The 22,652-nt window shown below is 57.3% G+C and carries 11 protein-coding genes; 6 read left to right on the forward strand and 5 right to left on the reverse strand.

All coding sequences use genetic code 11. The annotated features are described in order from the left end of the window. Positions 1-11 precede the first annotated feature (11 nt). The 5 genes from AC0Z2B_RS08550 (at position 12) to AC0Z2B_RS08570 (ending at position 14,733) form a co-directional block, all read left to right on the forward strand. Entirely contained in the window at positions 12-11,000 is a 10,989-nt protein-coding gene (locus tag AC0Z2B_RS08550) for a two-partner secretion domain-containing protein (RefSeq protein ID WP_476295968.1), read from the forward strand. Continuing rightward, positions 10,997-11,458 carry an SMI1/KNR4 family protein gene (locus tag AC0Z2B_RS08555; protein ID WP_476295970.1) on the forward strand — a complete coding sequence of 154 codons (462 nt, stop codon included), beginning with the start codon at positions 10,997-10,999 and terminating at the stop codon, positions 11,456-11,458. The genes AC0Z2B_RS08550 and AC0Z2B_RS08555 overlap by 4 nt, the downstream gene beginning before the upstream one ends. A gap of 446 nt (positions 11,459-11,904) precedes the next feature. Further along, positions 11,905-12,351, forward strand: coding sequence for a hypothetical protein (locus tag AC0Z2B_RS08560; protein ID WP_476295972.1), 447 nt, complete (start codon positions 11,905-11,907; stop codon positions 12,349-12,351). A gap of 927 nt (positions 12,352-13,278) precedes the next feature. Continuing rightward, entirely contained in the window at positions 13,279-13,731 is a 453-nt protein-coding gene (locus tag AC0Z2B_RS08565; protein ID WP_476295974.1) for a hypothetical protein, read from the forward strand. Positions 13,732-13,935: 204 nt separating this feature from the next. Then, entirely contained in the window at positions 13,936-14,733 is a 798-nt protein-coding gene (locus AC0Z2B_RS08570; RefSeq protein ID WP_476295975.1) for a hypothetical protein, read from the forward strand. A gap of 1,479 nt (positions 14,734-16,212) precedes the next feature. Here the strand turns inward: AC0Z2B_RS08570 and AC0Z2B_RS08575 are convergent. The 3 genes from AC0Z2B_RS08575 to AC0Z2B_RS08585 form a co-directional block, all read right to left on the reverse strand. After that, positions 16,213-16,878: a hypothetical protein gene (locus tag AC0Z2B_RS08575; RefSeq protein ID WP_476295977.1), complete on the reverse strand. Its 666-nt coding sequence runs from the start codon at positions 16,876-16,878 to the stop codon at positions 16,213-16,215. A gap of 326 nt (positions 16,879-17,204) precedes the next feature. Continuing rightward, complete coding sequence (locus AC0Z2B_RS08580) at positions 17,205-18,485, reverse strand: Y-family DNA polymerase (RefSeq protein ID WP_476296225.1); 1,281 nt, start codon at positions 18,483-18,485, stop codon at positions 17,205-17,207. Then, entirely contained in the window at positions 18,472-18,906 is a 435-nt protein-coding gene (locus AC0Z2B_RS08585) for a LexA family protein (protein WP_476295979.1), read from the reverse strand. The genes AC0Z2B_RS08580 and AC0Z2B_RS08585 overlap by 14 nt, the downstream gene beginning before the upstream one ends. A 307-nt stretch (positions 18,907-19,213) precedes the next feature. On the opposite strand from AC0Z2B_RS08585, the gene AC0Z2B_RS08590 reads away from it, so the two are divergent. After that, a complete protein-coding gene (locus AC0Z2B_RS08590) occupies positions 19,214-19,435 on the forward strand; it encodes a hypothetical protein (protein WP_476295980.1) in 222 nt (73 codons plus the stop codon). A 458-nt stretch (positions 19,436-19,893) separates the two neighbouring features. Here the strand turns inward: AC0Z2B_RS08590 and AC0Z2B_RS08595 are convergent, their stop codons facing one another. Then, positions 19,894-20,391: a hypothetical protein gene (locus AC0Z2B_RS08595; RefSeq protein ID WP_476295981.1), complete on the reverse strand. Its 498-nt coding sequence runs from the start codon at positions 20,389-20,391 to the stop codon at positions 19,894-19,896. Continuing rightward, on the reverse strand, positions 20,388-22,283 hold the full coding sequence (locus AC0Z2B_RS08600; RefSeq protein ID WP_476295983.1) for a hypothetical protein: 1,896 nt from the start codon (positions 22,281-22,283) through the stop codon (positions 20,388-20,390). Before AC0Z2B_RS08600 ends, AC0Z2B_RS08595 begins: the two co-directional genes overlap by 4 nt. Positions 22,284-22,652 lie beyond the last annotated feature (369 nt).

A 22,652-nucleotide genomic window follows, 5' to 3' on the forward strand; every position in this document is an offset into this window, starting at 1 on the left:
GAGACCTGCACATGGACGTTCGCCAACTGGCCTTCCTGGCCCGCCAACCCTCGGCTGCCATTCAACCTCGCGAGCGCTTCTGGGGCATCTCCAAGCGTGGCCTGGCCTTCGTGCTGGCTAACGCCCTGTTCTGGCAGCCGCTGTGGGCCCAGGCCGGTGGCATCACCGTCAGCGGCCAGGGCACGACCACGACTGCGGCGGCCAACGGCGTGCCCATCGTCAACATCGCCGCGCCCAACGCCAGCGGCCTGTCCCACAACCAGTTCGGCGACTACAACGTCGGCAGCCAGGGCCTGATCCTCAACAACGCCACCAGCAGTACCCAGAGCACCCAGCTGGGCGGCATCATCCTGGGCAACAGCAACCTCAAGGGCCACGCTGCCAGCACCATCCTCAACGAGGTCACCGGCACCAACCGCAGCCAGCTCAACGGCTACACCGAGGTGGCGGGCCAGGCCGCTCACGTGATCGTCGCCAACCCCTATGGCATCACTTGCAACGGTTGCGGTTTCATCAACACCCCGCGCGCCACCCTCACCACCGGCAAGCCGGTGCTGGACGCCAACGGCAAGCTCGACCACTACCAGGTGGACGGCGGCGACGTGGCCATCGACGGCGCGGGCATCAACGCCGGCAACGTCGACAGCTTCGAGGTCATTACCCGCTCGGCGCGCATCAACGGCCAGATCAACGCCAACCAGCTGACCCTGGTCGCCGGCCGCAACGACGTCGACGCCACCACGTTGAACGCCACCGCGCGCGCCGATGACGGCAGCGCCAAGCCCAGCCTGGCCATCGACTCCACCGCCCTGGGCGGCATGTACGCCGGCGCGATCAAGCTGGTGGGCACGGAAAAGGGCGTAGGGGTGAACCTGGCCGGCAACCTGGCCGCCAGCGGCGGGGATATCGAGCTCGATGCCAATGGCCAGCTGAATGTGGCGCAAGTAGCGGCCAGCGGCGCGGTCAAGGCCAACGCCCAAAGCGTCACCACCAGCGGCCCGGTGTACGCCGGCAGCCATCTGGACGTGAGCACCAGCGGCGACCTCAATAACAGCCAGAGCCTCGCCGCCCGCGACGCGATCACCTTGAGCAGCGGCGGCCAGCTGAACAACAGCGGCATCATCGAAGCGGGGGTCAACGCCGATAACAGCCGCAACACCGCAGGTGATGTCAGCGTCAGTGCGCAGAACCTCACCAACAGCGGCAGCTTGATTGCCAGCCGCAACCTCACCGCGCAGGTCACGCAGACCCTGGTCAACCAGGCCGGCACGCTCAGTGCCGGGCAACAGCTGCATGCCAGCGCCACCACGTTCGACAACCAAGGCAAGGGCCGGGTACTGAGTAGCGGTAGCTTGGCGCTCAGCGCCGGTCAGCTGCTTAACACAAACGGGCTGGTGACCAGCAACGGCGCGCTCAACGTGCAGGGTGGCACCGTCAATAACAACGCGGGTGAGCTGTCGAGCCAGGCCGCCCTCAGCCTTGACGTGACGGGTGCCTTGACCAACGTCAATGGGCTATTGAGCAGCCAAGGCGCCCTGGGCATCAGCAGCGCCAGTCTCGACAACCGGCAAAAAGGCAAGGTGTGGGGCAGTGGCGCCACTCGTGTTACCACCGGCCAGTTCGACAACGGCCAAGGTGGCAGCCTCACCAGCGGCACCACCCTTGACCTCAACGCCGGCCAGGTCAACAACGGCAGCGCCGGCCAAATCGCCAGTAGCGGTGCCCTGACGGCCAGCGTCACCGGCTTGAACCAGCAGGGCGGCCAGCTGTTCAGCAGCACCCAGCTGAACCTCGACTTGAATCACGGCCAACTGACCAACAGCGGCTTGATCAACGCGCCAGTGCTTGTACTCAAAGGCCTGGCCGACGTGGATAACAGCGGTGGCGAGATTTCCAGCGCCCAAGCCTTCGGCCTGAGCGCTACCACACTGACCAATACAGGCGGCAAGCTAACCTCCGGCCAAGGGTTGACGCTAGCCGTGCAGCAGGCGCTGGACAACGTCAACGGCACGATATCCGCGGCCGTGCTGGCCAGCCGTAGTGCCAGCCTGGATAACACCGGCGGTACCCTGAGCAGCCAGGGCAACATCGACCTGGGCGTGACGGGCGCGCTTACCAATCAGCACGGTACGCTAATCAGCGACGCGAATGTGCTGCTGGGCGCCGCCAGCCTGGACAACAGCAGTGGTTCGGTGTCGGGCAAAGGCGATGTCAGTGCCACGGCAGCCAGCGTCGTCAACCAGAACGGCAAGCTGTTTGCGAACGGCGCCCTGAGCCTTGGCAGCACAACCCTGGACAACCGCCAGAATGGCCTGGTGGGCGCGCTCGGGGCCATGACCCTGAACGTGGGTGCTGTGGACAACCGCGGCGGCGAGCTATCCAGCGATACCAACCTGAGCCTGGCGGGCCACAGCCTGGACAACAGCGATGGCGGCCTGGTGATTGCCACGCAAACCCTGGGGTTGAGCGTCGACCAAATCCTCGATCGCAATCACGGCCAGCTGACGGGTAAAGCGGCGCTGAACCTGACCGGCCAAACCTTGGACAACACCAGCGGTGTGCTGTCCAGCTTGCACAGCCTGCAGGTCAACCTGACCGGCACCCTCACCAACAGCCAAGGCCTGCTCAGCAGCGAAGGCCTGCTGACCGCCAGCGCCGCCAGCCTGTCCAACCGCCTGGGCAGCTTGTCCAGCGCCGGCCAACTGAGCCTGACCACCACTGGCGCCGTCGATAACCAGGGCGGCAAACTGGTCACCGACGGTGGCCTGGACCTGCACAGCGCAAGCCTTGATAACAGTAACCAAGGCACCGTCAGCGCCAGCCAGGCCATGGCGATCACCACCGGCACGCTGAACAACCAGCACGGCGGCAGCATCAGCGGCGGTGACACCCTGGCTGTGGCAGCGGGGCAGGTCAGCAACGGCGACGGCGGCAGCATCGCCGCGCAGAACGCCGTCACCGCCAGCGTCACCGGCCTGGACCAGAACGGCGGCAAGCTGTTCAGCCACAGCGCCCTGACCCTGGACCTCAACCACGGCGCCCTCGCCAACCAGGCCGGCCTGATCAACGCGCCATTACTGGTGCTGAAAAACCTTGCCGCCGTGGACAACACCGGCGGTGAAATCTCCAGCGCCCAGGCCTTCACGTTCGATGCCGCCAGCCTCACCAACGACAACGGCAAACTGCTCTCCAACCAGGCCCTGGCCGTTACCGTCAACCAGGCCCTGAGCAACCTCAACGGCACCATTGCCGCCGCCAGCCTGCACGTGCAAGCCGCCAGCCTGAACAACGCCGGCGGCACGCTGAACAGCCAGGGCGACCTGAAGCTGATGGTCGACGGCCAACTCACCAACAACAACCTGGGCCTGATCAACGCCACCGGCAACCTGGCCATCAACGCCGCCGCCATCGACAACAGCAACGGCGGCAACCTGCTGGGCAGCGCCATCGCTTTGGATTTTGGCGCCGCCACCGGCGACCTCAACAACGCCAGCGGCCTGGTCACCACCACCGGCCAGCTGACCGTCAACCATCTGCGCGACCTCAACAACCAGCAGGGCGAGCTGTCCAGCAGCCAAAGCCTCACCCTGGCTGGCCGCACCCTGGACAACACCGGCGGCAAGCTGATCAGCGACAACCTGCTGACCCTGACCGCCAACAGCCTGCTCAACCCCGGCGGCCTGGTGTCCGGCTGGCAGGGCGTAAGCGTCACCGCGGGCAGCCTCGATAACCGCAACTCCGGCACCGTTTCCAGCCGCTACGGCGACGTCACCGTTACGGTGCAGGGTGACCTGCTCAACGGCAACAGCGGCGCGCTGGTCAGCCAGGGCGCACTGAATGTCAGCGCTGGCACCCTCGACAACAGCGCCGGCATTCTCTCCAGCGCCGCCGGCCTGACGTTGCAGGCCATCAGCCTGAGCAACAACGCCGGCTCTATCGCCGCGCAAAACGCCTTCAGCTTCACCGGCACCACCTTTGACAACAGCAACGGCAGCGTCACCAGTAACGGCGCCGCCACCCTTGGCCTGCTGGGCGTGCTGACCAACACCAACGGCAAGCTGGCCAGCGGCAGCGACCTGCTGATTCAGGGCGCCACCCAGGTCAACAACCGCAACGGCCAACTGGCCAGCCAGACCCTGCTGACGCTGCTCACCGGCGGCCTGGACAACAGCAACGGTGGCACCCTTGCGGCCAACGACGCCCTGGTGATCACCGCCACCGGCGCCGTGCAGAACAGCGCCGATGGCCTGATCTACAGCCAGCACGCCGGCGTCACCCTGCACGCCGCCAGCCTGGCCAACAGCCGCGGTACCCTGCAAAGCCAGGCCGCCCTGAACGTCACCACCACCGGCGACATCGACAACCAGAGCGGCACCCTCCTGGCCCAGGGCGGCGACCTGAGCGTCAACGCCGGCAACCTCGACAGCCGCGGCGGCACCCTCAGCAGCCAGACCGGCGCTTTCACCGCGCAGCTGACCGGCGTGCTGAAAAACGGCTACGACCTGACCAACGCCAGCCAGAAGGGCAATATCCAGGCGCAAAGCCTGAACCTCACCAGCACCGGCCTGGACAACGACGGCGGCCGCATCGCCGCGCGAACCGGCGACGCGGTGGTCAGCACCGGCGACTTCAACAACCAGAACGGTGGGCTGTACGCCACCGGCAAGGTCAAGGTCAATGCTCACAACCTCGACAACAGCGGCGCGGCCGATGGGCAAATCGGTGGGCAGCAGATCGACCTGAGCCTCAGTGGTGCGCTGAACAACGAGAACGGTATCGTTGAAAGCGACAGCACCCTGGGTGTCACCGCCGCCAGCATCGACAACCAGGGCGGCCAGTTGCGCGCCCTGGGCACCAGCGGCACCACGCTGTTCACGGTCAGCGGCTTGCTGAACAACAGCAATGGCACGTTGGAAACCGCGAACAGCAACCTGGCCTTGAACACAGGTGCCCTGCAAAACCAGGGTGGTTCGATTCTGCACAGTGGCAGCGGCACATTCGGCCTGGGCCTCAACCTGTTGCAAAACGCCGGTGGCAGCCTGGTCAGCAACGGCAACCTGACCGTCACCGGTGACAGCTGGACCAACTCCAGCGTGCTGCAAGTGGGCGACCTGACGGTCAATGTCGGCACGCTCAACCAGACTTCCACCGGCCAGTTGCTGGCCAACCACAGCTTTACCGGGCGCGGCGGCAACTGGAACAACGATGGCCTGATTGCCAGTAACGGCAGCGCCGACCTGCAGGTTACCGGTAGCTATGGTGGTGCTGGCAGCCTGACCAGCGTTGGCGATCTGACGTTCGCCGCAAGCCAGGCCAGCCTGGGCGCCGCTACCTCACGGCTGACCGCTGGCGGCAATGCCGTGATCAACGTAGGCGGCATCCTGGCGAACCAGGGGCGCATCACCGCCAACGGCGGCCTCACCGTCAACGCCGGCACCCTCGACAACTACGGCACCCTGGGTGCGGCCCAGGACGTGACGCTAAGCACGCCGACGCTGCTCAATGAGGACGGCCTGATCTTTGCCGGTGGCAACCTGGCCCTGCGGGCCAACACCTTCACCAACCATGAAGCCAACGTCTATGGCCTGAGTGATGTCAGCATCGGCGGCTACAACGGGGTGACGCGTTCGGCCAGTGTGTCCAACATCTCTGGCGGGTTGGAGAGTGCAGGGGCGTTCACCATCGATGCCGATGCGTTCGAGAACCGTACCGAGGGTGGTACGGCGGCAGGTGATCGTGTCCTCACATCAGGGTATATCGCCGTTAGATGCGATGACTGCAAAGGGGATTACTACGACCTGAAATTGGTTGCACAGGAAACCTTTGAAAGCAGCGATACCGATACCAGTCCCGCGGCCACTCTGTCGGTCGGCAAGGACTTTGTATTTCATGGCGGCAGCTTCCTCAACAGCAAAAGCACGATCGCGGCGGGGGGCAACATTACTATCCAGGCCGACACCCTGCAGAACGTCGGCTCCGTCAGCGGCACCATTGAGCGTACCCGCACTTATTCTGCTCATGATGTGTGGGGGCAAGCGGCAGAGGATCTGATGTCCAACGTCGTCATGCCGTACAACCAAAGGAATAACCCTGATTTTCCATTGGTTTACTACATCGACGATTCAGGGGCAGTCCGTACGGCTGTCGCTAAATCCGTGGCACAACGCAATGGAGGGCGAGACGGCGTTATTGTCAGCGGTGTCACACTGAAGGATTCAGTGACCGGTAATACTGTCACAACACAGTTTGACGATGTTTACGGCGTTGCACTAACAGGGCTAAGCCACGGTTTCGAGGGCAAGGTTACATCGCAATATGACCCTGCAAACCTACTGGCTGTACCCAGTGAAGTGACGCAGTTCACGTTGGTTAGCGACGTCGAACAGGCCACGGACAATACAGGAGCGGCCAGCACCGGCACCATCCGCAACGCGGTTATCCAGGCCGGTGGCACGGTAGCCATCACCGCCAGCCAAACCCTCACCAATAGCGTCATCCACGAGGACTACGGCTACAACGCCGGCGCCAACCAGGTTCAAAATACCCAGCCCGCGACCGGCCCGCGCGTGGTCGTCAGGGTCAACGCCCAGTTGCCCCCGAACCTGGCGCAGCAAGAAGTCGATCCGCTGACCCTGCCAGGCTTTAGCCTGCCCACGGGCCAGAACGGTCTGTTCCGCATCAGTGGCCAAGGCACTGGCAGCGTTGTTGCGCCGCAGGACTGGACGCTGAGCAGCGGCCAATTGAGCGGTGTGCAGACACAGGTCACGGCCCCCGTTGCGCAGGCACGCGCCGTGGACGTGGGCAGCGTTGCACCGGCCTCCAGCACTAGCCTCTCCCTGGGGCAGGGTACGGGCAGCAGTTCAACGGTCGCCAGCACCGCCAGCCAGACCGTGGCTCGAGTACAGGGCGTGCCAGACACAGGCGCCGTTTCCCAACCACAAAAATACCTGATCGAGACCAACCCGGCGCTCACCAGCCTCAAGCAGTTCATGAGCTCGGACTACATGCTGTCGGCGCTGGGCTACAACCCCGACGACAGTGAAAAACGCCTGGGCGACGGCCTGTACGAGCAAACCTTGGTAGACCAGGCCGTGGTCGCCCGCACGGGTCAACGCTACATCGACGGTGAAACCAGCGACGCAGCGCAATTCAAGTACCTGATGGACAACGGCATCGCCGCCCAGCAGACCTTGAACCTGACGGTGGGCACTGCACTGACAGCCGATCAGGTCGCGGCGCTGACCCACGACATCGTCTGGATGCAAAGCGAAGTCGTCGACGGCCAGACCGTGCTGGTTCCGGTGGTCTACCTGGCGAACGCCAACAACCGCCTGGCCCCGACCGGGGCCCTGATCGCCGGCAGCGACGTGAACCTGGTGGCTGGCCAGACCATCACCAACGCCGGCACCGTGGCAGCGTCCAGCAGCCTCTCGGCCATCGCCGGTACAGACGTGGTCAACAGCGGGGTGCTGCAGGCGGGCGGCCGTCTTGACGTGTTGGCCAGCAACAATGTGGTCAACCAGGCGGGCGGCATCATCGCCGGGCGCGACGTCGGCATTACCGCCGTGGATGGCAACGTTACTAACCAGCGCACAGTCAGCTCGCTGGACAGCACCACCGTTGCTGGTGTCTTGCACCAGGACTTCAGCGACAACGCCGCCCGCATCGAGGCAGCGAACGGCCTGACGGTAAACGCCGGCAATGACGTGGCGAACCAAGGCAGCGTGCTGCAAAGCGGCGGCGCTACCAGCATCAGCGCCGGGCGCGACGTGACACTGGCCAGCACCGCCCTGACCACCTCGGCCAGTGCCGGTAAAAACCACACCAGTTCCAGCATCACGCAATTGGGCTCCACCGTGACCAGTGGCGGCGACCTGACCGTGCAGGCCGGCCGCGATCTCAGCGTGGTCGCCAGCCAGCTCAGCGCCAAGGGGGACGTGGCGATGGCAGCCACCGGTACTCTGGACATCAGCTCGGCGGCCAACGAAACACACTCCTATTCGAAGGGTAAGCACGAAACTCGCCAGGAAGACCATGTCCACCAAGTCAGCAGCGACGTCACGGCGGGCAACAGCATTACCCTCCAATCAGGGAGCGACCTGACGCTTGAGTCCAGCCACCTGACGGCGGGCACGGATGCAACGGTTGCTGCCGGCGGCAAGCTCAATGTACTGGCGGTGCAAGACACCGACTATTCGCTGTACGACATGAAGAAGAAGGGCAGCTTCGGGTCGAAAAAGACCAAGCACGACGAGGTTACCCAGGTCACCAACATCGGTAGCGCCATCACCACCGGGGGCAACCTCACGCTGGCCAGCAACAGTGACCAACTGTACCAGGCGGCCAAGCTCAACAGCGGCAATGACCTGACCATTTCCAGTGGCGGCGCAGTGACGTTTGAGGGCGTTAAAGACCTTCATCAGGAGACTCACACCAAAAGCAGTACCAGCCTTTCCTGGAACAGCATGAAGGGCAAAGGCAGCACCAACGAAACCCTGCAGCAAACAGAAATGACTGCGAAGGGCAAGACCGTGATCAACGCGGTCAACGGTCTGAACATCGATGTGAAGCAGATCAACAAGGAAACGGTTAGCCAGGTGATCGACACCATGGTGAAGGCGGATCCGAGTTTGAGCTGGTTGAAGGATGCCGAGGCACGGGGCGATGTGAATTGGCAGCAGATCAAAGAGTTGCATAACTCTTTCCATTACAGCAGTTCGAGCCTTGGGGAAGGGGCGATGCTGGCGATCGTCATCATCGTTTCTGTACTGACCGCAGGGGCGGCTAGTACGGAAATTGCGTCGCTGGCCAGTGCAAGTGGCGGAAGTGCAATGGCGGCGGGCACCGCCACGGCAGCAGCGGGCTGGGGTAACGCAATGCTTACGGCTGCTGTAACGTCTACGGCCAGCAGCGCCGCAGTCAACGTGATCAATGACAAAGGAAACCTAGGGGCAGCGCTGGGCGACACACTGAGTTCCAAAAATCTTAAGAATGTTGCCATTTCGTCGCTGACGGCTGGTGTAGCTTCGGGTTACATCAACCCGGCATTCAGCGGCACTCAAGTGCCGTTCAATGACCTCACCAAAGGTTTCGACCTGTCGACCCTTTCGGGTATTGGTGGCTTTGCGGTAAACGCGGGGGTTAACGGTCTTGCGTCGAGCGTTATCAGTACCGCGATAAATGGTGGGAGCTTCGGCCAAAATCTATCGGGAAGCTTGGTCAGTTCAGCTGCCAACGTAGCAGCTGCGGTTGGCTTTAACGCGATCGGCGGGTACGCCGAAACCAAATACCTGGCTGCGCAGAAATCCGGTGACGTCGTCGGTGAAGCGATGTGGGCCGAAGGCGGTGTTGCGCGCACCGCGTTACACGCGATCTTGGGAGGCGCGATAACGTCTGCCGATGGTGGGGATTTCGCTACTGGGGCAATTGCTGCTGGCGCCAGCCAGGCGATGGCCGGAGTCCTTAACACTTCGTTCAACAATCATCCTGAGTTGCGCTCAGCGATGTCGCAGGTGGTGGGGATTATTGCTGCCGGGGCGGCAGGGAAGGATGTAAGTCAGGGCAGCTGGATCGCCCAGATGGGTGATGAGTACAACCGTCAGTTGCACCAGCCGGAGGCTGTCGCGCTCAGCAAACTCAAAGCAGATCATCCAGAGGATGCCGAGAAATACGACGCGGCAGCTTGTGCGCTCGTTTACTGCAGCAGGTCTGTGCCGGTAGACAGTACGCCTGGTTCTGACTATTTGAAGCTTGCCGCGATGGAGGCAGAAGGGCGCTCGTATATTGCGCAGGAGGGGGCGCTAATTGATACAGGGGCGTTTACATACGACAAGGTTGATGAGCTAAACGATTCAATGCTCGCGGGTGGCGAGGTCACTCAGAGGATCGCAAGCGGAGCTAAGGCCGTAACTAGCGTCATTGCGGGAACCTCGCTAGGTGCTCTCACGATGGCAGAGGCCCCTCTATGTATAAGTATTGCTGGCTGTGCAGCGCCTGGCGTTACCGGTGCACTCAGCCTTACCGCCTTGAATGACGGAAGAAATTATACCAACGATACATTTGCTCCTTACACCAATTCGCAGGCATCTGACGTTCTGAAGTCATTTAACCCCGCGACCTATCCTGGTGAGTCTAACCCCGTAGGAAGCTTGCTTAACTCCCTAGGGCTCCTTGGGGCGGGCGCGGCAGGCAGTAAAGTTCTTTCAAATCTAGACAGTTATGGGAGTAAAATACAAAGCGGGAGTGCTGAGCTTGAAAGCGAATTTAAAAGCTTGGTTGGCAAACTTGAGAGCCTGTTTGGCCCTGCTGGTGATTTAGAGACTCCGCCAAAAACTGAAATAGTAGCGACTGATACGAAAGGAGGAGGCGTTGGTTCCTCTCCTTCCCCTAACTCTGAAGTCGTTACGTCGACTTCAGCCCAGGTTGCTGATCTAGGTCAGGTACCTAACCCGAGCGGAACGCTAGCGCCTACAGGAGGCGTTCCCGGTGAAGGTACGCCGGTCGTATCTGTTGGTGGCGTGAACACCGGTCTTGTGACGGACGCGAATGGTGGGGTATCGTGGGGGGCCGCTGAAGAGGCTGCGGGTGCAAAAGAGGCTGCCGCCGCCAATGAATTAGCAAGATTAACTGAACGGGCGGTGCAAATTCGCTCGGAGCTAAATATTGGTAGCGGTAGGAATATTGCTGTTGCTGAGTATTCAATTGATGGACAAAGCGCTGAGCTTGTAGGGGTAAGCGGGCTAGCGAAGCGCCCTGGAACGGTCGATGTCCCTGAAAAACAGGTCTTCGACACAATACAAACTGGTAACAATCCAAGGACAATGGACTCAGAGTATAAAATATTGTCGAGTTTGGCAGATAAGCTAACACCCTCGTCACAAGGGGTCGTGAATATTTACTCAGAGCTCCCAGTTTGCGTTTCATGCAGCGGGGTTATAAGTCAGTTTCAGCAAAGGTTCCCCGGTGTGATTGTTAAAGTAGAAACAGGAAAGCCAAGATGAAAAGCGTTCGGGATATTTTTCATGAGTTAGTGCTGCGGGGAGTAATTTTAGATTCTACTTTTGTTGGTTGCACCGAAGCGGAGATTGCATCAATCGAGCAATATTTTGGTTGTAAAATTCCTTTGGCATATCGTGAGTTTTTGACGATTGCGGGGCGTTCGGCTGGTAAGATTTTTTGTGGTGTTGATATATTTTATCCGAGATTACTTAGCCTAAAGTTTGAGGCGGATGAGTTGCTTGATGAGTTAGGTCTCTCTGATTTACTGCCTACGGATGCTAAGATATTCTGCATGCATCAAGGATATGAAATTAATTATTTTCTACCGGTCTCTGACGATCCGCCAGTATTCCAATTTTTTGAAGGTCAGAGTTCGATAGCTAAAACTTGGGATAGCTTTTCAAGCTTCTTAATTGCATCAATAGGAAACCATCTTTTACAATGGACGGACTTAAATTGACACGGTTTAAGGTGTTACTTCGAGTGCAATAAGGTGCAAAAGGCGCAGGGGCATCCTTAGAACGAGGTCTTGCCTATGACAATCCGTCAAATCTTGTTCAAAATCGTGTAAGTGAAATTTAGTCACAAATACCTGCGAACGCTCAAGGCCGAATAACTATGGGTGTTGCAGTAGTAGAGGATGCGAATGGTGTTCGCTCTGTTCTAGTCAGTACAAGTGAACCTCGTGGCTATCTTCGCCCTGGAGTAAGTTTGCAAGAAGGCGAGAAAGTAGTTGTTGGGACTGGCCACGCAGAAGCTGATACTGTCAGCTATGCCAACGCTAACGGATTGAAAGTTATTGATGTTGGTGCGACGCGCCCGGTCTGTGCGTCGTGTCCAGAACGTAATTGAGCCGACAGGGGCCAATGTGTCAACGCCATTAAAACCACTACCAAAGGCTAAGCAATGATTATGCGTTTAGAAATGGTTGAGAAAGGCCTTGTGGAAAAGCTTAAGTTGGTCAGTGGTGAGCAACGAAGAGTTGCTGTAAAAGTGGCTTGCGAACTTGCTTTTCAGGCTTGTCCAGTAGAGATGCCTATTGTTATCGAATCTCTTAGGCAACTTCGATCTGGCAATAAGCTCACGCCGGATCAGGTTTCTGGGCTGAATGCTTTAGCTGCACAGTTAGATGAGAAGTATTTTGATGTGCACGATAGCCTGGATGAAGGAGAAAACTTGAATGTAGAAGGCCTTCTGCTGTTTAGCCAAGCTCGTGCTGTCTCGGCCCTGTCCTTAGCTGGTGGAGACGATTCGCTTATGACAGCGACCGAAGCAATATATGAGGCATCATCAGCCGTTGAGGATGGAGCTCATATATTTAAAGCAGTACTTTCGGTTTTGCCAGAGTCTTAATTGGCAGGTATTTTGCTTTGGCTGATATCCGGCGCACTCTTGCGCCGCTTTTTTTAGTTGCTGTTGCACCCTGATTGTACTCTTTCTGCACCCGCTCTGACGACCTACGGTCTATCTGCTCAATACGCCCTTTTTTAGCATGATTTTTTGCTCCTTAACGGCTTTTTGTTTCCTTCATAAGGTGTTGGAGCAAAAGACACTGCATCCGGTTTGGTTTCTGGAGAAACAAGTGTTGTACCGGAAAAGCTGCCGCCAACGACGCAAGCTTCGATGGTACAAAAGCGGGAGAAGCGCTCTCGAATGATGTTCTAGTCGAAGCGCGTATTGGTAATGGTACGAAGGGTCAAGGTAGCGGAAACAAAGTAGACCAACTTCCGAATAAACAAGTTGTTGGCGCTGATGGAGAACCAATACCGGTGTGCTCAGAGCTAGAAAACTCAACGATCCTTATGCAGCCCAAGAGTTTTCATCGACTCCGATTGCGCATGGTTTTCCCGATATTGTCCATAACTATGCAGATAGCGCGACTAGATTTGCTCCAAATAACGGTTCGTCGCTTTGCCAAGTGTCAGGTAGCTAGAACGGTGTGTTGGGCAGGTTTGAATGGATTGTAGATCTGAAGTTTGGTGGTGTGACACACAGAATGTTTGTACCAAATGGAACTGTTAACGGTATACCGGTGAAATCATGATTCAAGCAGTCTTTGAACGAATTGCCAAACCGGCATTACCGCCGTGGATGGCAACGTTACCAACGAGCGCACAGTCAGCTCGCTGGACAGCAGCACCGTTGTTGGTGTGCGACACCAGGACTTCAGCGACAACGCCGCCCGCATTCCAGCATTTCCACAGCCAATCCGATTTATGCGGAGTCTCTCGCTAGGGGTGCCGCTCTTTTGAAATCAATTGGATATCCAGGATTTAAGTAATGATTAAAGTTGGAGATGTATTTGCTATCGCAACTACGAATGGAAAAGCATATTTTCAGTTTGTGAAAAAAATCCCTCCTATGGGTTCACTAATTCGTGTCTTGCCAGGTACGTATAATGACGAGCCAGAGTTGGACGTCTTGGTAGAGGAAGAAACAAATTTCTGGATTTTTTTCCCTGTCTCGGCAGCTCTGAAACAAGGGCTCATCCAAAAAAATAAGGCTTGTACAATTCCCGCGCACTCCAAGGAGACCCCGACCTTCCGTGCTGGAGTAGTGGACCCTTCAACTGGACGTGTCGATACTTGGTGGCTTTGGAATGGGGAGAAAGAATGGAAAGTCGGCGAAATTACAGAAGAGCAGCGAAAGTTACCTATACGTGGATCATGGAACGATACGCTATTGGTTCAAAGAATTGAAGAGGGCTGGTTGCCGGAAAAAGATAGGCGTTAACTCTGGCGGCTTTAGTCACATCCAAAGCTTTAGGTGCATAAAGTGAAGTTGCATTTTTCATGGGAAGAGTCAGCAGGAGCTCTTTCACAGCACTATCGACACTGATCACGGGTGCTGGTAATGACGTGGGCGATCAGCCGCAAAGATGTGCTAAAAACGAACAGTTGTTGGGTAATACCTCTTGGTCAAAAGGAAGTGTTTTGCATGTCGATTCGCAGTTTTTCAATTCCAGTACTTTGTCTGCTGTCCTCTTTGGCGCTCGCGGAGCCGCCAAGCCCTGAAGCGATTGACGAGTATCATGCCGCCCGGAAGGACATGGATGAACTGCAGCACATTGCGTCGCAGCTTCAGGTCTTATTGACTCAGACGGACACTGACAAAGCGAAGGGAAGGGCACTCGCTGAAAAGTTTGAGACGGTCAATGATCGCATGTACGCGCACCTGGACCGCGCAATCGCTGCTGGACACGCTGTGGCGATGTACCAAAAGGCTACACTGTTAATGTTGAAATCGACCGTGAGGCACGACAAGACAGTTTGCGAGCTCTATGGTCATGCGGCTGAGCGTGGGCTTATGGCAGGTGCTCTAGCCTATACCAAGTGCGTTGACTTCTTTCCGCCAACCGATGAGTACACCAAGCGGCTGAAAATACTTCAGAGCGCGGTCGATGGCCAGGATCCGTATCTGTCGGAGTACCCGTTGTTGATGAGATTTCCGTATTGCTTCCCCAAGCACAAAGCAGCGCTCAAACCAGGGGAAGATGCCATTCAATGGGTCACGGACAACGCGCGACCGCAAGCATTAAGCGCTGAGGACTTTCGCGCCGAAGGCTATTACACGCTGGCTATGACGGGGCCGGACGACCAAACGAAAGAGCTCAAGGCGGGGTTCTTGAAATTGGCTTTTTCTTATGGGTGCCGAGAGGATTCGGCGCGGATTGCGAAGTCCTTGGGCGTGACAGTTCCAAAGGGAGCTGCTGGGGTTGCTGCTTCGGTGAATTAGGTTGAGTGGACGATTGTTCCCCGTGGCCAGCGCAGCCTTCGGCAGCGGCTACGGGATTGGGCGCTGGGTGAAATGTTGGCGGTGGTTGCCCAGGTGGTTGTGCAGATTTCGCGTAGCAGCGCATTAAAAGCTCGCTGGCAAGCCAGCTCCCACAGGAATCCGGCTGGCACAAGATTGCAGGGATTTTGGTGGAGCAGACCAGAGGCTGAGGAACCAGCCCACAACTTAATACTCAATTTAACATAATATACATTATGCGTAGTGTCGTATGCGGTGGTCTGGGCCAGGTGTGGTGTCGGGATTGCTTAAAAATGCGAAAGCCGTGACTAAATGTGCGAAAGCTCGAAAAATCGGGGGTCTAACCGAATTTACTTGCGCTGGGGATCAAGTCGTTTGCTTGCTTAAATCTGCGAAAGCTAACGCCCACTCGACGCGCTACTGAAGCGAATCCTCATGCAAAACTCTTTGTCAACCCACCCAACTAACACACCATTTTACCTCACGAACTCTGTGGTAGGCACGCGGTGGTCGCTGCAGCTCGTCGCGTACTTCACAAATGTCACAGCGCGTCGCTACAAGAAATCTGCAGCTCGCACCAAGAGTCCTCAGAAGTGATTTTGAGAACGAGCCGGAACTAATCGTGAGAATTTAGCTGTTTGTCGCTCATTCGCGGATTTACTGCAGTCCGCCACTCAACCAGCAGCTCTTGCTGCCCTGGCTCTAACACGGGGCTCAGCGTTACGCTGAGCAGCTATTTTACCTGATGAGCCAGGCGTCCATGACGTCGCGGTTGATGCTTCTCGTCGCAAAGTGGATTGAACTGAATTGAAGCCTTTGATTTCTGGTCAGTTTCAGGTGGGCTAGCTTTTCGTTCTCAATTTGTCTTGCTCGTGGAGTCAGTGCTATCGGTTTTTCGTTCTCAATTTGACTTGTCCGGCCTGTCCGTAGCACGGGTACCTCGATGCGTCGCTACGCGAAATCCAAGCATCTCCGCAGGGGTAATGGCCGCAGATTTCACGTACAGGCGCCCACTGATGTGAGCGTATTAAGCCAAAGAGCAGTCTTCTGAGGTGCAACCAGGCCAATTCGCCGTTAATCATGTTACTTGCGGTGAGGCCCATCGTCCCTGGTGCATGCCCTGGACATGGGTACCAGGCTGGCAGACGGCGCAGCCCTAGAGGCTTCACATGCGTAGCCCCGCGGCTTGTTTGCCCGCGACACGGGCCCGATAGGTAAGGCGATTTAGCTGTCTTTCCTGCACCGGTCGCTGCAGAAAGCGGATTATTGTACGCTGTATCGCTGCATCAAGCCGGGCAACCCTGTTGATGATCAAATGCGCAATTGCCCGAAAGGGCATAAAATAGTTACCCTCTTTTATCGTTCTCCTAGCAGCCCCCATAGTTAACTCAACTAAACGGCTATTTAGTTGAGTTATTTATTTGGCATTTTTGTTCCTGCCCCTACCTGCCTCAAGCAATTTTACGTGTCGAGCTTAGCTCTCGAGATCAAAGCTTCATGTGAGGTTTGGTCGGGAATATTTGTCCAGTATTGATTCGAGTAGCTATCTAATTCTGCCTGGCTTGTAATCGGCTGAAGCTTAGTAGTAAACGCCTTGTGAAGATAAACATTATGACCAAGGGCGATGGCACTAGACATTTGACGGAACCAGAAAAACTCTCCTTCTCCCAGCAAATCATTTGAAATAACAATGTCGTAGCGTTCTATAAGATAGTTGAAGAACACTTTTTGGGTGACAGTCCGGAGAATTTCGGAATAACTAGAAACATAGGAGCGCCAGCCCCAAATCTTGATTGCGGGATGGGCATTTACATCCGTGGTCGTCCCCCTGATGTAGTACACGACCGAAAGGCCAATATCGTCAATTAATGCAATTTCGAGCTCAGCCCCGCCAGCCTTTTCGCGGTTATCTAGCCGGATCAGGCGATATCCAGGTATCAATGTGCAGCCAGCATCTTCGGCAATATCTGAGAGGTGCGTGGCTGAGCTGAGAGCCGCGTAAAGCGCGGCATTGTCGGCGTTTTTTGTAAGGTATGCCTTGGTGTCTTGAACCTGGGATCGCGTGATCATAGAGGTAGATGGCTCAGATAAATTGTAATTAAAACGAATTCCGACTAAAAAAACCATCAAAGCTCGCCACTTTCCTCAGCAGTGCTAGTTGTTCAAAGCATGCCGTGGGAATACTCTGTGTTGCTGAAAAGGCAATCCGCCTTCTTGATTACCACCACCTCTAAACTGGACTTCTTCGCCTTGATGGCAGTGCTTAGCCCCCTTCCCCATCGCCTAACGCAAGTATTTCACACCACCGGCTCATTGCCGTGCTCCCAGGAAATCAGAGTGACTAATGGAAGAACTGCAGAACGTCCGAATTAAAGACCGCACTCCTGATGGCCTCCGGGATCGACCGCCTACGCGGCATCTAATGTATCCGCACCTAGTTCAGGTCAACGGTGCTATCTGGAGCTCACCGTCCATAACTGATCCAGCCGAGTGGTGAAGCTCTGGCTCATCATCTTCCGACGCATTCCCCAATCTGGATTTGTCGGCACGCTTGCCAGGCGCATGGTGCCCCGCCCCCATCGACCGTTGATGGCATCCATCAGCCCCATGACCTTCTCGGTGGCCGCCGGCTGCGAAATCGAGAACAGATCCTCGGTGTACTCGCCTTTCTGGCAGAGGTTCAGCAAGAGGACTTCGGCCTTGCTGTACTTGAAACCAGTTCGGTAGATACGGTCAACCGCCTCAACGGCAAGCTTGGTCATCAGCCGTGTATCGTCCGTGGGATAGGGCAATTCGACGATGACACCGTTAGCGTACCTGGCCTCATCGGGATTGAAGAATCCGGTACGAATGCTCACCCGAAGCTTCTTGCACAGCGACTGCTGCGCCCGCAACTTTTCGGTGGCGCGCGCCATATAGGTCGCCACCGCCTCCTTGATGGGCACCACATCCGTCAGGCGCTTGCCAAACATCCGGCTGCAACATATCTCCTGCTTGGGGGGATCCGGCTCGTCCAGCTCAAGGCAGGGTGTACCGGCCAACTCGCGCGCGGTCTTCTCGATCACCACACTGAAGCGCTTACGCAGCATCCAGGGATCTGCCTTGGAGAGCTCCCAGGCACTGTTGATACCCATCCCCTCCAAGTGGGCAGTCATCTTGCGGCCGACGCCCCAGACATCCGAGGCCGGGCATTTCTTCAGCACCCATTCGCGCTTGACCTGATCGCGCAGATCCACCACTCCACCGCTTTGCGCCTGCCACTTTTTCGCCGCGTGATTCGCCAATTTGCTTAAGGTCTTGGTGCCGGCGATCCCTACACCTACGGGTATGCCTGTGCTGCGGTAGACCTGTGCGCGAATCTGACGGCCAAGCTGCTCCAGGTCACCGGGTACGCCGGACAAATCAGCGAAAGCTTCATCGATGCTGTAAATCTCGACCTGCGGCACCAGCGACTCGATGACCGTCATGACCCGCTCGCTCATGTCGCCGTACAGCGCGTAGTTCGAGGAGAAGGCGACTATGCCGTGCTGCTTGAGCTTTTGCTTGATCTGAAAGTACGGCTCGCCCATTTTCACGAACGGCTTGGCGTCGGCGCTACGGGCGATGACGCAGCCATCGTTGTTGCTGAGCACCACGATGGGCGTGCTGCGCAGGTCAGGTCTGAACACCCGTTCACAACTTGCGTAAAAGCTGTTGCAGTCGATGAGGGCGAAGACAGGATCAGGCTTTGGGATCATGGGCGCGCACGCTAAAGGTCACGACGCCCCAGACAACCAGCTCATCGCCCTCGAGGATGTAGCGCGGGGGGTAGCCGGTATTTTCGGACATCAGGATGATGCTGTCTCCCCGCTTGCACAGGCGTTTGCACACCGGTTCGCAATTCACGGCGGCAATCACGATATGACCGTGCTCGGCAGCGATCGAGCGGTCGACCACGACCAGATCGCCATCGAAGATCCCTGCCCCCTCCATGCTGCTGCCCGAGATCCGCACCAGGTAGATATGGGGCGCGCGGATCTCCAGCAACTCATCCAGCGAGATGTGCTTCTCGATATGATCGGCGGCGGGTGAAGGAAAGCCGGCAGGGACCTTGAACGAATACAACGGAAGCGGGGCCCCGCCCTCACCCAGCGGTCCCAGGAATGTAATGCTCATGACGAACGCCTTGCGAAAACTGTATATGCATACAGTAGACGTAAAATCTTCCACCGGGTCAATCTTGGCGGCGAGGTATTTCGACAGGTGGGGGCGCTCGCGCTGGGCGGCGACTGGAATGAAAGGCCGCGCGTCACTCTGGCCGGGCGTAGCCCGATATCGATTAGCCCAACGTCCAGGATAAGGCGAAAAAGCAAAGGCCACCGTATGTTGGTCACTGAAAATCGCCTTACACGCCGCCCCTGATCGTAAAAACACCTCTGCGGATCCCGCTGCTAACCTCAGGACTAACCAGGAGGAAATGTCGATGACAGCTATTCAAATGTTGCAGAAATTGATGGTGGCGCAAGTGCAGGCCCACCACGCCCTCGGCGCGGCGGTGGAGGAACTAGCGTTGTGGGCGGAAAACAACGGAGGCAGTGAGGCCGCGGTTAATGTGCGGAGCGCCCTGAACGGCCTGGATGACTCATCAGCTCTGATTGGGGCCTGCCTGGAAACCCTTGGCAAAGAAGCCATCAATCAGTCCTAAAAACAGAGCGATTCAGCGTGAACTCCCTTCACCCAATTGATGGCAAGGAGTACACCTGTGCGCCGTCATGATTTTCAGCAGTTCTTCGGCTCACCCACCGTCACCGAATGCAGCCAGCACCCAAGTAACTGTCTTGAACTTCTGGCAAAGGAAGCGTTATAAAACGGCGAGCTGACGAGGCTACTTCAGGGCTTCGCGCAGTAGAACATCGGGTTGCGGATCTGGCCGATCGCTTTGACCAGACTGTGGATGGTCCAGTGTTTGAGTAGAAAAGAGTTATGCTGGCGCACCCGAACTGAAACGCCCGCTATTTTGCGGGACAGGGGGCCAGCATAAGTTCCGCGACAATACTGCAGCCCGGATGACCGTGTTTGGATGGAATTCAAGCCGTGAGTGGGCCGCCCTGCCCTCGAAGCCCTCAATCCCTCCGCTAAAGCCGAAGCCTGCAGCAGGCTATATTAGCGGCGCAGGTCCGCCAAACTACTATAGGTATACAGCTGGGCTTGCTCGCGGATAGCCCCGCTGGCGAACTGCATCGGCACCGGGAAGCTGAAGACCACCACGCTCTCCAGCGTGAAATCTCCTGGCAGGCCGACGTAGGCCCCTACTCGTTCCTGATGGTCGCGTAGCACTCGCACTCGGTCTAAATGCTTCCTCAGCAGATCACGCTTGCCGTTGACTTCCACACCACGAAAGTCGCTCAGCTGTTCGGCGATTTCACCATAGGTCTTGCGAAACTGCAGATCTTTGCACTCAATAATTAAGACGCGGTTAAGCTCCGGGCTCCAGGCCAGGACATCGACATCACCGTAGTCGCGGTCAAGGCTTTGTTTTAGTATTTTGGTGAGCTTGAGCTCGGCCGCCGTCTCCCAGCCTAGCTCCCCGAGTCGAGCCATAACCTTCGAGTTGAAGGCCATACCATCCCTTTCACGCGCGTATCCCGCATAGCGCTTCATTGAGGCCCCCAAATGCCGGTCAGGGTAGCTACCGCTGTAGTAATTCTGCACCGTAGCGGCGAACCCTTCGCGCACCAGGCCGGGAGCGAGGATAAGCGTCGGATCAGCATCGAGGTCCAATTGGAAGATGGGTCGGCGCAAGGCGCTTTCCAGCGATCATAGCTTTCCGTATCGGGCCCACCAATGGGAGACGCCAGTTCACTCCACCAACAGCGCTTGGTCGATAAGAATGCACCCTTCGGCCGACCTGGCGCATTCACGCTACCATACAGCGGTTGACGATCATCTTCCTCAAAATAGCTCTCTTCCGCTTTTCGAATGGTAAACCAGCTGCCATCCACGTATGCCTGCGCGTGCTCGTCAGCTGCCAATAGCACCCGTTGACGAAGATCCAGTAAACCGTTTTGAGTAATAGAAACCACCAAGTTGGCCTCGCTGGCCTCGTCCGGGATCTCGGCATGCGGGATCATGTGCCCGTCTAGGGCATCCGCCCAGGCGTAGAGATTCAATAGCCCATTGACGTTCTGCAGCCAGACATTGCTGGCTTGCAGGCGTGCCTCCGATTCCCACAACCGCCAAAGGTCCAGAGTCTTGAACCCTCTGATATGGTTCAGGATGTAAAGATCATGGATGGCGATCGCCTCAATCTTCCAGTCCGCTCGCGGCGGGACGTCAACCGCCATGCCCATTCCGCGTCCGACCCCGCAGCACACCAGCAACGTAATGCCACTCTCAAAGAACGCGTCCTCATGAGCCTGCTGCTGGGCTTGCTCCACGATCCTAGAGACGTTAGGCGCGACAGTCTCGCCCGCTCCGTCAACGCCGGTGAAACCTCCCTGGTTGAGGTCCTCCAAACTGTCCAGCACAAACACTAGATTGAGCCAGCGGCCTGTATCCACCTTGCGGGTAATATGCGCCATAGGCGCAGCCAGCTCATGCACGAACACCGGCGGTTGCCGAGAGGTCAACGGCACCGCATCGTGGAGGAACTGGGCGTACTCAACCCCAAGGTTGTACTGCAGCGACGCGAGAGCCTCACGGGTGCCGAAGTTGCGCAAGCACCACCAGCGGATGGCTAGAGACACTGCTGTCGGCAGCACCATATAAATAGTATCGCCGACCATTGCCAAGGGGTGACGCTCTAAATCTGTATTGCCGAACGATTGCTCGTTTAGACCTTGCCTGAGTTGCGGGTCGAACATGAACGGGCGAAGGTCATCTAGGTCCACCCCAATAGCGCGTAGGTCCGCTGCGTTAAGCCCGACCAACTTGCGCAATTGGAGGGCTTTCGACGCCACGCGTAGCGGCAGGCTGGGAAGTCCCATCTCGGCACCGCTTTGGTTGCGGCTCAGTCCGGCTCGGGAGCAGATCAAATCGGAAACCTTAAGCAAAGCATGCCCAGCATCGACAATAGCTTTGAACTTGCCCTCAGTCGGCATGTCATCGAGTAGGTTGACAAACCGCTGCAAGTAGAACCCTGCGCCCTCCCAGATGCCGGACAGAATTCGGTAATTACCGCGCCTAGAACTGATATTCTCGACTAACACATCTTCCGGCGGATCCTCCAGTACCCCCACCGCTTCACCTGCCGCGTGAAATCCGTACACCATCAGTTCTGGGGGCAACGGCCGCTCTCCATTGCCCACTGCGATAGCCATGTGAATCAATAGTTCGACTCGCAGGCAGTGCTTTTGGCAGTCCGGGCGGAGGAGTAGGCCGCCAAACACCGCCGCGCTTTTCACCGGGCAAAAGTCGGCGAGTTTTTTAAGCAGCGGCGAGCACGACTCCATTAGTGAGCCGAGGGATTGTTGGCTAAACCCTCCTACCATCTCGGCCAAAATCGATTGGAGATCCGTCTGGATGGGGTCGAATTCCGCGTCCTGCATGTCCATGATCATTCCAATGAAATACTCCGCCGATGATGGTCATAAACTGCGGATGCTGTGGATAAGGTGAGCAAGAGCAGTTCGAGTGGAGTGTACTATGCAAAGTCCAGCCGCATATCGCCAATGAGGAATGTGCGTCTCCGCTAGGGCGCTCAGGTTGAGCCTCATCAACCCAATGGGTACCTTCCTCCATCGCTCAAAGCGATCGTCCTCATCGAAAATCATGTCCCCTCCATAAAAGCTCACAGTGACTGTGCCGCGAACTCCATTTCATCACTCGTTCCCTACCATCATCCCACCGTCAGGTCGCCTATACTCTAGTTCATTATTCAGCCTGATCCTGCGTACCTCAAGATCTGGCCGGGCCACTATCCG

It is taken from the genome of Pseudomonas sp. GYB4201 (assembly GCF_056312595.1).